The sequence below is a fragment of the Mangrovicoccus algicola genome (assembly GCF_014903745.1).
Lineage (GTDB): Bacteria > Pseudomonadota > Alphaproteobacteria > Rhodobacterales > Rhodobacteraceae > Mangrovicoccus > Mangrovicoccus algicola.
The window spans coordinates 21622-29942 of sequence record NZ_JACVXA010000057.1; the positions used below are offsets into that span (position 1 = coordinate 21622).

Sequence of the window (8321 nt, forward strand, 5' to 3'; positions counted from 1 at the left end):
GCGGGCGCTAATGGCTGCAAACCGTCCGACAGGAGTCCCCCATGGATGGCTGCACGCTCCTCTGGCACCAGTTCGATCTGGTCTTCCGCACCTATGAAGGGTTCAACGCCCAGCTGCTGACATTGCGCGGCTGGTCGGTCACGGTCGGCCTTGCCGGGATGATCGCCGCCTATTCGCGGACCGGCCGCGACCGCAGCGCGACGCTTCTGCTCGCCACCGCGGCCGTCCTGGGCTTCTGGGCCTTCGACACGCTGTGGAAAAGCTATCAGGACGCCTATCTGCCATGGCTTGACCAGGTCGGGGCACTGTTCCCCGAAGATGGCCGGCACACCGCCTGCACCTCCCCCGGTGACCCGATCGCGGGGTGGAGGAACGCGCATGACGCGCTGGAGGTGTCCGACTGGCTGGGGCTTGCCGCCAGGACCTCGCTGCCCCATGGGGTCATCGCCCTGTGCGGTGCGATCGCGCTCCTCGCGGAGCGGCGCAGGGCACGCAGGCTCCGGCAGGAAATGCAGACATGAAAAAGGGGGCCGAAGCCCCCTTCCCCGCAATCCGGTCCGCCGGATCAGCGGCGGAACCAGCCCTCGTTGCGCACGGGCGCGCGCTTGTTGGGGCCCTCGCGGTCGTCGTCGCCGTCGAAGACATCCGCCACGCGGCCGATCATCGGATCCACCCGCCGGTCCCAGAACTTGTGGATCGCCCGGTAGACCAGCCCGCAAAGCACGATCAGCGCCAGGATGACGATGATGTTGAAGACCGGCCAGGGCTTGTCGGCGGGGCTGTCGATGGGGCGCAGCTTCAGCACGTTGGGATAGATGGAGAACAGCTCGCTGCGCCAGCCATAGCTCTTGACCAGCACCCAGTTGGGATTGTCCGCCGAGGACGTCATATCCGAGGCCTGCGCCTGCACATTGGCACTGTCGAACTTGAAATAGGGCGGCCAGCCCCAGCCGGTATCCTCGTTGCGGAACACCTTGGGGCGCCCGCCGTCGCGGATTGTCTGGATCATCTTGACGTCGCGGGTGCCGTCGGCGCCGGAGGCTTCGGAATTGGCGTAGAACCAGCTCCCCGAGGTGTCGATCCGCTGGATCTCGGTATTCACCACCCGGACGACATATTGCCGGGGCAGCGTATAGCCGAGAAAGCACGCCACGATCAGGATGATCGCCGCGAACAGGATCAGGCTCAGTTTGCGCATCATGTGGTCTGGTCTCCGTCTCCGCCCATGGGCCGGGACGCGGGTCCCGGTTCTCCCGCCGGACCGGGCGGCGGTCGGGACGGGCATGCATTGCTCCGGGCGGACAACGCCCTGCGCGGGCCGGGGGTTCCCCGCCCGGCACCGCGACCGCCCCGGCAGGCCTGTCGCCGCAACGTGTCCTGCGACGTATATAGGCAAAACGGCACAGCGCGGAAAGGGCCAGCGTGATGATGAAACCGGGCGAACGCAACCTGATCACCGATGTCGCGGGGCTGCGCGTCGGCAATGCCGCGGACACGGCAATCAAGACCGGGGTGACGGTGCTCACCGCGGACCGGCCCTTCGTGGCGGCCGTGCACGTGATGGGCGGCGCGCCGGGCACGCGCGAAACCGACGCGCTGGCCCCCGACCGGCTGGTGCAGGGCGTCGATGCGCTGGTGCTGTCCGGCGGATCGGCCTTCGGACTGGACGCGGCCTCGGGGGTGATGGCGGGGCTGCGCGCCCAGGGACGCGGGTTCCAGGTGGGCGGCGAACGCGTGCCCATCGTGCCCGCCGCCATTCTGTTCGACCTGCTCAATGGCGGCGACAAGGGCTGGACCGACACGCCCTATCCGGCGCTGGGGGCGCGGGCGCTGGCCACGGCCGGTCCGGTCTTCGATCTCGGCACGGCCGGGGCGGGCACGGGCGCCACGGCGGGGCCGCTGAAGGGCGGGCTCGGCTCGGCCTCCTTCGTGCTGCCCTCGGGGCTGGTGGTGGGGGCGCTGGTGGCGGTCAACCCGCTGGGATCCGTCACGGTCGGCGACGGGGCGCAGTTCTGGGCCGCCCCCTGGGAGGCCGGTGACGAATTCGGCGGGCGCGGCATGGCCAGGACAGCCCCGCCGCCCGAAGCCGCGCAAAGCCCGCGCGGCCAGGGCGAATCCACCACGATCGCCATCGTGGCCACCGATGCGCAGCTGACCAAGGCGCAGGCACAGCGGATGGCCGTGGCCGCCCATGACGGCATGGCCCGCGCGATCCTGCCCTCGCATACGCCGCTCGACGGCGACCTGGTCTTCGCCGCCGCGACCGGCGCCCAGCCGCTGACCGATCCGCTGGCGCAGGAGATGCAGCTGGGCCATGCCGCGGCGCTGTGCCTGGCGCGGGCCATCGCCCGCGGGGTTTACGCCGCGACCCCGGCGCCGGACGACCTGGTGCCGTGCTGGGCGACCCGCTTCGCCGCCGGAACCTGACGCGTCAGGGCGCCGGCGTGACCGCCGCCGCGATCCGGCGGCGCAGCCAGTCGTGGCGGCGCGACTCGCTCTGGCGGCGATGCCAAACAAGGTCGTACTGCACCCCCGGCAGATCCAGCGGCGGCGGACAGGCCCCCAGCGTCGCCAGCACGCCCGAGGCGAACCGCTCCTGCATCGTCGCGATCAGGTCGGTGCCGCGGATCATGTCGCCCAGCAGCCGCACCGTCGGCACCGCCAGATGCACCTCGCGGCGCAGGCCCAGCTCCGTCAGGCGCCGATCCAGCAGCGAGGGCTGGCCAGTGCCGAAATCCAGCACCGCGTGGGGCGCCGCGAGGAACTCCTCCAGCGTGGCGACCCGCCCCCGCCGCGCGGCATCGTAGAACACGGTCATGCGGTCGGCGAGGAAGGGCTGGCTCTCGCAATCCTGCGGCACGGGGCCCGTGCGCAGGCCGATCGCCATGTCCACCACCGCGCTTTCCAGCTGCGCGCGCAGCGCCGCGACCGGGCCGAGGGGCACGAACCGCACCGGCAGATCCGGCGAATCCGCGCGCAGGGCCCGAAAGATCGCGGCGGTTTCGGCGGGCAATTCATAGGCGTTGCAGGCGATCGTCACCGGCCGGGTCTCCCGCGTCGGATCGAAATCCTGCGGCCGCGCCAGCGCTTCCATCGCCGCCAGCGCCTTGCGGATCCGCGGCGCCAGAAGATCGGCCTGCGCGGTCGGCACGATGTTGCGCCCGTCCCGCACGAAAAGCGGGTCCCCCAGCGCGCGGCGCAGCCGCTCCAGCCCGTGGCTGACGGTCGACTGGGTCAGGGAAAGGCGCCGCGCCGCGCGGCTGACCGAATTGCATTCATAGACTTCGAGGAACAGGCGCAGCAGGCGCCCGTCGAGGGAGTGAACGGAAAGCATGGTCATCAGCAGGGGCCTTTTCGCCGCAGGAAACGTCAAAGCTCCCGCGGGGGCAAGACGTCACGGCAACTCCCGATGAAATCTTTCAGTCACTTGATCTTGAATGGAAAAAGCGGCCCGATAACGGGCCGCCGGGTTTCCCGTATGGAAACGATGGGTTACTCGATCCGGCCGATGGAGAAGAACATCGTCTCTCCCGAATGGTCGTCCACGCCGTCATTGTCGGTGGAAACCCAGGCCGTGCCATCCGCGGCGATGGCCAGCCCTTCGACCTTGTCCAGCACGAAGCCGCCGGTGGCGGTCAGATCGGACAGCAGGTCGCGGACCTCTTCCTTGGACACCATCGGCATGTCGTCGCCGTCAAGCGGCGCGGGCACCATGTCGGAGGCCGGGATGCGGTAGATCTTCTTGGTCACGGCATTCTCGCCGATCTGGTTGTCGCGCTCCACCACGTAGACGTAATCGCCATGGGCGGTGATCTCGCTCAGCCCGGTCCAGCCGGTTTCCGGCTGCGCCTTCTCATAGCGCACCGCACCCCATTCGCCGGTCGCAGGCGTGTAGGCCACCAGCTTGACGGTGTTTTCCGGGTCGTCCTTCCATTCGCGCTGCACGGCCATCCACAGCGTATCGCCGATCCTGGCGATGCCCTCGAAGCCGAAACGGGTCTCGTTGGCGGCCAGCGCCTCGGGGATCGCCACCTCCTCCAGGATCGTGCCGTCCATGGCGACCTTGTAGATCGCATGGGGGATGCCCTTCTCGGCATTGCCCTCATTGGCCACCCAGAACGCGTCGCCGTCCAGCGTGATGCCTTCCATGTCCATGTTCCCGGCCGGGGCGCCGTCGCGGGTGACGCGGATCGCCTCGACGATCTTCGCCGGGGCCTCGGACACGTCGATCCGGAAGATCGTCGGCTGCTTGCCGTAGAAGCTGTCGGAAACGGCATAGAGCGTGCCGTCCTCTGCGGCCACCTGGCCCGAGATCGCGCCCCAGCCGACCAGCACGCCATCCGCGTCGCGCAGCCCCGCGGCAGTCAGCTGCGGATAGGCCGCCGGTGCGTCCTGGTATTCATAGACCATGACATGGGCGCGCACGCCGCCATCCTCGATCAGGTCGGTCTCGTTGGCCGAGGCGATCAGGTTGCGGCTTTCGATCACGGCAAAGCTTTCCGGCCCGATGCCCGAGGGCAGCAGCTGCGTCAGCACCGGATTGGCCGGGTCGGTCACGTCATAGACCCCGAAGGCGCCGCCGCGCTCGGACCCGACAAAGGCCATCGGCGTGCCGCCGAACGTGCCCTGCGCCAGGGACTCGGGCTCCACGCCCTTCGCGTCGGACCGCTTGTCCGGGTAATGGCCGATGGAGATCAGCGCGTGCTCGAAGGAGGAATTCGACTCCCAGACCACCGAGCCGTCCTTGTTCCAGACGGTCCAGCCGCGGCTGCCGCCATCCATGTCGCCTTCGTTGGCGGTGGCGAAATGGTCGTCATCCAGCCATTTGACCGTATCGGGCTCGCGCAGGCGGCCGGGCTGCTCGCTCGCCGGGCGGATCGCGGCGCGGTCGTCCTCCAGGTCCACCTCGGTCAGGTCCACCGCCCCGGCGGAGAAGCTGGCGGTGACCTCGCCGTCCTTCGAGACGACGACGATGTGGTTGTTTTCCTGCAGCGTCACCACGGTCTCGCCCAGCCCGTTGATGTCGACATATTCCGGCTCGGGATCCTCGGGCGCGATCTCGGCCAGGCCGGTCATCTCGACGCGGCGCAGGCTGTCGCAGGCCGCCCCCGCATCGGTGACGTCCAGCATCGACAGCCAGCCCGCGGGCATCTGCCCGACGCGGCCGTCGCCCAGGTCCTCGTCGCGCTCGTTCTCGATGGCGATGGCGATGAAGCTGCCGTCCTTCGCCGCCGCGATGCTGTCGGGCTGGCCGCCCAGATCGCATTCGGCCACGATTTCCTTCGAGCCCAGATCGATGGTGACCAGCTTGCCCGAGGGATCGGTGTAGGACCCGGACGTGTTCACCGCGGCATAGGCGCGCTCGCCCGCCACCACGACGGAGGTCGGCTCGCCCTGCATGTCGATATTGCCCAGGGGCCGCGGGCTTGCCGGGTCGGTGATGTCGACCAGTCCGATCACGCCCAGCGGGCTGTCGGAATAGACCAGCGTGTTGCCGTCCTGCGTGGCGACGATGATCTCGGGCGAGGTCTCGCGGGCGGCATCCTCGCCTTCGGCCATGTTGTGCCAGGTGGCAAAGCTGGCGATGCGGTTGAAATTCATCTCCGCCATCGCGGACCCGGCGGTCAGCGCGAGGACGGAAGTCAGGCACAGCAGACGCGTGGTCATGGGGGCTCCCCTGTGGTTCCGGTGCAAATCGCGCCACAGGTCTCCGCCAATCGTGACGCCGTGATGACATCCGCGTGAATGCCGCGTGAAGTTTTTCCTCCCGCGGGCGCCGGTCGGGCCGGCGCGGGGCGCGACGGCAAAGCGGCTCGCATCCGCGCCGCTGCCGCGCTAGAGGAACCGGATGCGGGCCCGTCCTGCCGCCCCGCGCGCGGGCGCCCCGCGAAGGAGGGCCGCGAAGGAGGAAGATCTTGGTCAGGATCCTGCACACCGCCGATATCCACCTGGACTCGCCCCTGCGGTCCCTGGCGCTGCGCAACCCGGCCCTGCGCGACACCGTTGCCACCGCCTCGCGCGCCGCCTTCCGCGGGCTGGTCGAGGCGGCGATTGCCGAAGGGGTGGCGGCCATGCTGATCTCGGGCGACCTGTTCGACGGGCGCGAGCGCAGCGCCGGAACCGGCGCCTTCGTGACCGCCCAGATGGACCGGCTGGCAGCCGCCGGAATCCGGGTGTTCTACATCAAGGGCAACCACGATGCGGAAAACCCGGTCACCGGCAGTCTCGACCTGCCCGGCAATGTCCATGTCTTCGACGCCGCCGGCGGGCGCCAGCAGCTCTGTGACGACATCTGGATCCACGGGGTCAGCTTCGCGGGCCGCCACGCGCCCGACAGCCTGCTGCCGCGGTTCCGCGCCCCCGTTCCCGGCGCCGTGAACATCGCCATGCTGCATACCTCGCTGGGCGGCGCGCCGGGCCATGACACCTATGCCCCCTGCAGCCCCGCCGAGCTGGCGGGCATGGGCTTCGACTACTGGGCGCTCGGGCATGTCCACCGGCGGCAGATCCATTCCCGCGCCCCCTGGATCGTCATGCCCGGCATGCCGCAGGGCCGCGACATCGGCGAGGCCGGGCCGAAATCGGCCACGCTTCTCGAGATCGACGGGGGGCGGATCTCGCTGTCCGAACGGCCCAGCTGCGTCGTCGAATTCGCCGAATCGGCGCTGGATGCGGGTCCGGCGGAAAGCGACGAGGCGCTGCGCGCCATGCTGCGCGCGCATCTGGCCGGGCTGCGCGACGCCACCGCGGCCGGGGCCGTGATCGTCCGCCTGACGCTGACCGGCCGCCCCGCCCGCAGCTGGCAGATCCTGCGCGACCGCGATGTCTGGAACGCGCAGGCCGCAGAGCTGGCCCAGCAGCTGGGCGGGATATGGATCGACCGGCTGGTCTTCGACCTGGCGCCGCCCGCGGCGGCGCAGGCCGATGCCGGCGCGACCGGGGAACTGGCCGAAGCGATGGACGCCATCCGCGCCGAACCGGGCTTTGCCGCGCGCGCCCTCGCCGAGACCGAGGCGGTGCTGCAGGACCTGCCCCCGGGGCTGCGCGACCGGCTGGCCGCCGATGCCCGCGCCCAGGAGGCCCTGGCCGAGCGCCTGTCCCGCGCGGGGGCAGAGCGCGTCCTGGCGCGGATGAAGGGGGCGGAAGCGGGATGAGGATCAGACGCCTGGAGCTGGAGCGCTTCGGTCATTTCACCGATCGCGCCTTCGATTTCGGCCTGCCGGGCGACCGGCCCGATTTCCACATCGTCTACGGGCGCAACGAGGCCGGCAAGACCACCACGATGGAGGCGGTGCTGCGGCTGTTCTACGGGTTCGCCGCGCGCGAGGACTATGCCTTCCGGCACATGCGCGCCAACCTGCAGGTCTCGGCCGAACTGGAGATCGGGGGCACCGCACGGCGCTTCACCCGCCTGCCCCGGCGCAGCGGATCGCTGGTGGATGCCGGGGGGACGGTGCTGCCGGAAACCGCGCTTTCGGCCTGTCTCGCGGGGCTGTCGGAGGCGGATTACCGGCGGCTGCTGTGCCTTGACGACGAGACGATCGAACAGGGCGGCGAGGAAATCGCCAATGCCCGGGGCGATATCGGGCGGCTGCTGTTCTCCGCCGCGGCCGGGGTTGCCGATCTCAGCGGGGTGCTGGACGGGGTGCGCGCCGAGGCCGAGGCGATCTGGAAGAAGCGCGGCCGCACCACCCGCATCGCCGAGCTGAAGCGCGATCTGGCCGAGCTGGAGCGGGAGATCCGCGATCGCGACGTCACGGCAAGCGCCTGGAAGGCGCTGAAGCGGGATCGCGCCCGGGCGCAGGCGGCCGAGACGGAGGCGCGGCGGGACCGGGACCGCCTGGCCGGAATGCTGGCGGGCATCGCGGCCAGGCGCCGCGCGCTGCCGCTGATGGCCGAACTCACCCGGCTGGAGGCGGCGCTCGCCCCCTTCGCCGACTGGCCGCACCGGCTGGATTTCGACCCCGAGCGGCTGGTCGCGCTGCGCACGGAGCACGGCACCGCCACGCAGCGGCGCGATCAGCTGGAGCGCGAGATCGCGGAGCTGGCCGCCGGGCGTGCCGCGCCTGGCCGCGACCCCGCCGCGCCGGATCCGGCGGCGGCGCTGGAAGAGCTGCGCGACCTGGCCGCCCGCGATCGCGGCGCCGAGCTGGACCTGGACCGCCGCCGGGCGGAGCTGCGCGCCGCCGAGGCGGCGATGCGGCACGCGATCGGCGAACTCGGCCTGCCCGCCGGCACCGATCCCGGCGCGCTGGTCTGCAGCCCCGCGGAGATCGCCGCGCTGGAGGCCGCCCGCGAGGCGCTGCGCGACACGGCCGCCC

The 8321-nt window shown here is 70.7% G+C and carries 7 protein-coding genes; 4 read left to right on the forward strand and 3 right to left on the reverse strand.

The features are described 5' to 3' along the window. Positions 1 to 41: 41 nt before the first annotated feature. Positions 42 to 521: a hypothetical protein gene (locus ICN82_RS16205; RefSeq protein WP_193184705.1), complete on the forward strand. Its 480-nt coding sequence runs from the start codon at positions 42 to 44 to the stop codon at positions 519 to 521. 44 nt (positions 522 to 565) lie between these two features. On the opposite strand, the gene ICN82_RS16210 is transcribed toward ICN82_RS16205, so the two are convergent. Then, positions 566 to 1201: a DUF1523 family protein gene (locus tag ICN82_RS16210; protein ID WP_193184708.1), complete on the reverse strand. Its 636-nt coding sequence runs from the start codon at positions 1199 to 1201 to the stop codon at positions 566 to 568. Between the two features lie 227 nt (positions 1202 to 1428). Here ICN82_RS16210 and ICN82_RS16215 point away from each other — a divergent pair, with 227 nt between their 5' ends. Then, a complete protein-coding gene (locus ICN82_RS16215; protein ID WP_193184729.1) occupies positions 1429 to 2427 on the forward strand; it encodes a P1 family peptidase in 999 nt (332 codons plus the stop codon). A gap of 4 nt (positions 2428 to 2431) precedes the next feature. On the opposite strand, the gene ICN82_RS16220 is transcribed toward ICN82_RS16215, so the two are convergent. Beyond that, entirely contained in the window at positions 2432 to 3340 is a 909-nt protein-coding gene (locus ICN82_RS16220) for a LysR family transcriptional regulator (RefSeq protein ID WP_193184711.1), read from the reverse strand. A gap of 152 nt (positions 3341 to 3492) precedes the next feature. Further along, the gene (locus ICN82_RS16225; RefSeq protein ID WP_193184714.1) at positions 3493 to 5667 is read right to left on the reverse strand and encodes an esterase-like activity of phytase family protein; all 2175 of its coding nucleotides are present in this window, start codon (positions 5665 to 5667) and stop codon (positions 3493 to 3495) included. A gap of 248 nt (positions 5668 to 5915) precedes the next feature. On the opposite strand from ICN82_RS16225, the gene ICN82_RS16230 reads away from it, so the two are divergent. Together ICN82_RS16230 and ICN82_RS16235 are read left to right on the forward strand one after the other, a co-directional pair. Beyond that, positions 5916 to 7154, forward strand: a complete 1239-nt coding sequence (locus tag ICN82_RS16230) for a metallophosphoesterase family protein (RefSeq protein WP_193184717.1) — start codon at positions 5916 to 5918, stop codon at positions 7152 to 7154. Beyond that, on the forward strand, positions 7151 to 8321 hold a 1171-nt coding region (locus tag ICN82_RS16235; RefSeq protein ID WP_193184720.1), incomplete at its 3' end, for an ATP-binding protein. The genes ICN82_RS16230 and ICN82_RS16235, both read left to right, overlap by 4 nt.

Bases quoted from the DNA above. Each gene is read 5' to 3' on its own strand.
- ICN82_RS16205 (WP_193184705.1), top strand. From the start codon at position 42: ATGGATGGCTGCACGCTCCTCTGGCACCAGTTCGATCTGGTCTTCCGC.
- ICN82_RS16210 (WP_193184708.1), bottom strand. From the start codon at position 1,201: ATGATGCGCAAACTGAGCCTGATCCTGTTCGCGGCGATCATCCTGATC.
- ICN82_RS16215 (WP_193184729.1), top strand. From the start codon at position 1,429: ATGAAACCGGGCGAACGCAACCTGATCACCGATGTCGCGGGGCTGCGC.
- ICN82_RS16220 (WP_193184711.1), bottom strand. From the start codon at position 3,340: ATGACCATGCTTTCCGTTCACTCCCTCGACGGGCGCCTGCTGCGCCTG.
- ICN82_RS16225 (WP_193184714.1), bottom strand. From the start codon at position 5,667: ATGACCACGCGTCTGCTGTGCCTGACTTCCGTCCTCGCGCTGACCGCC.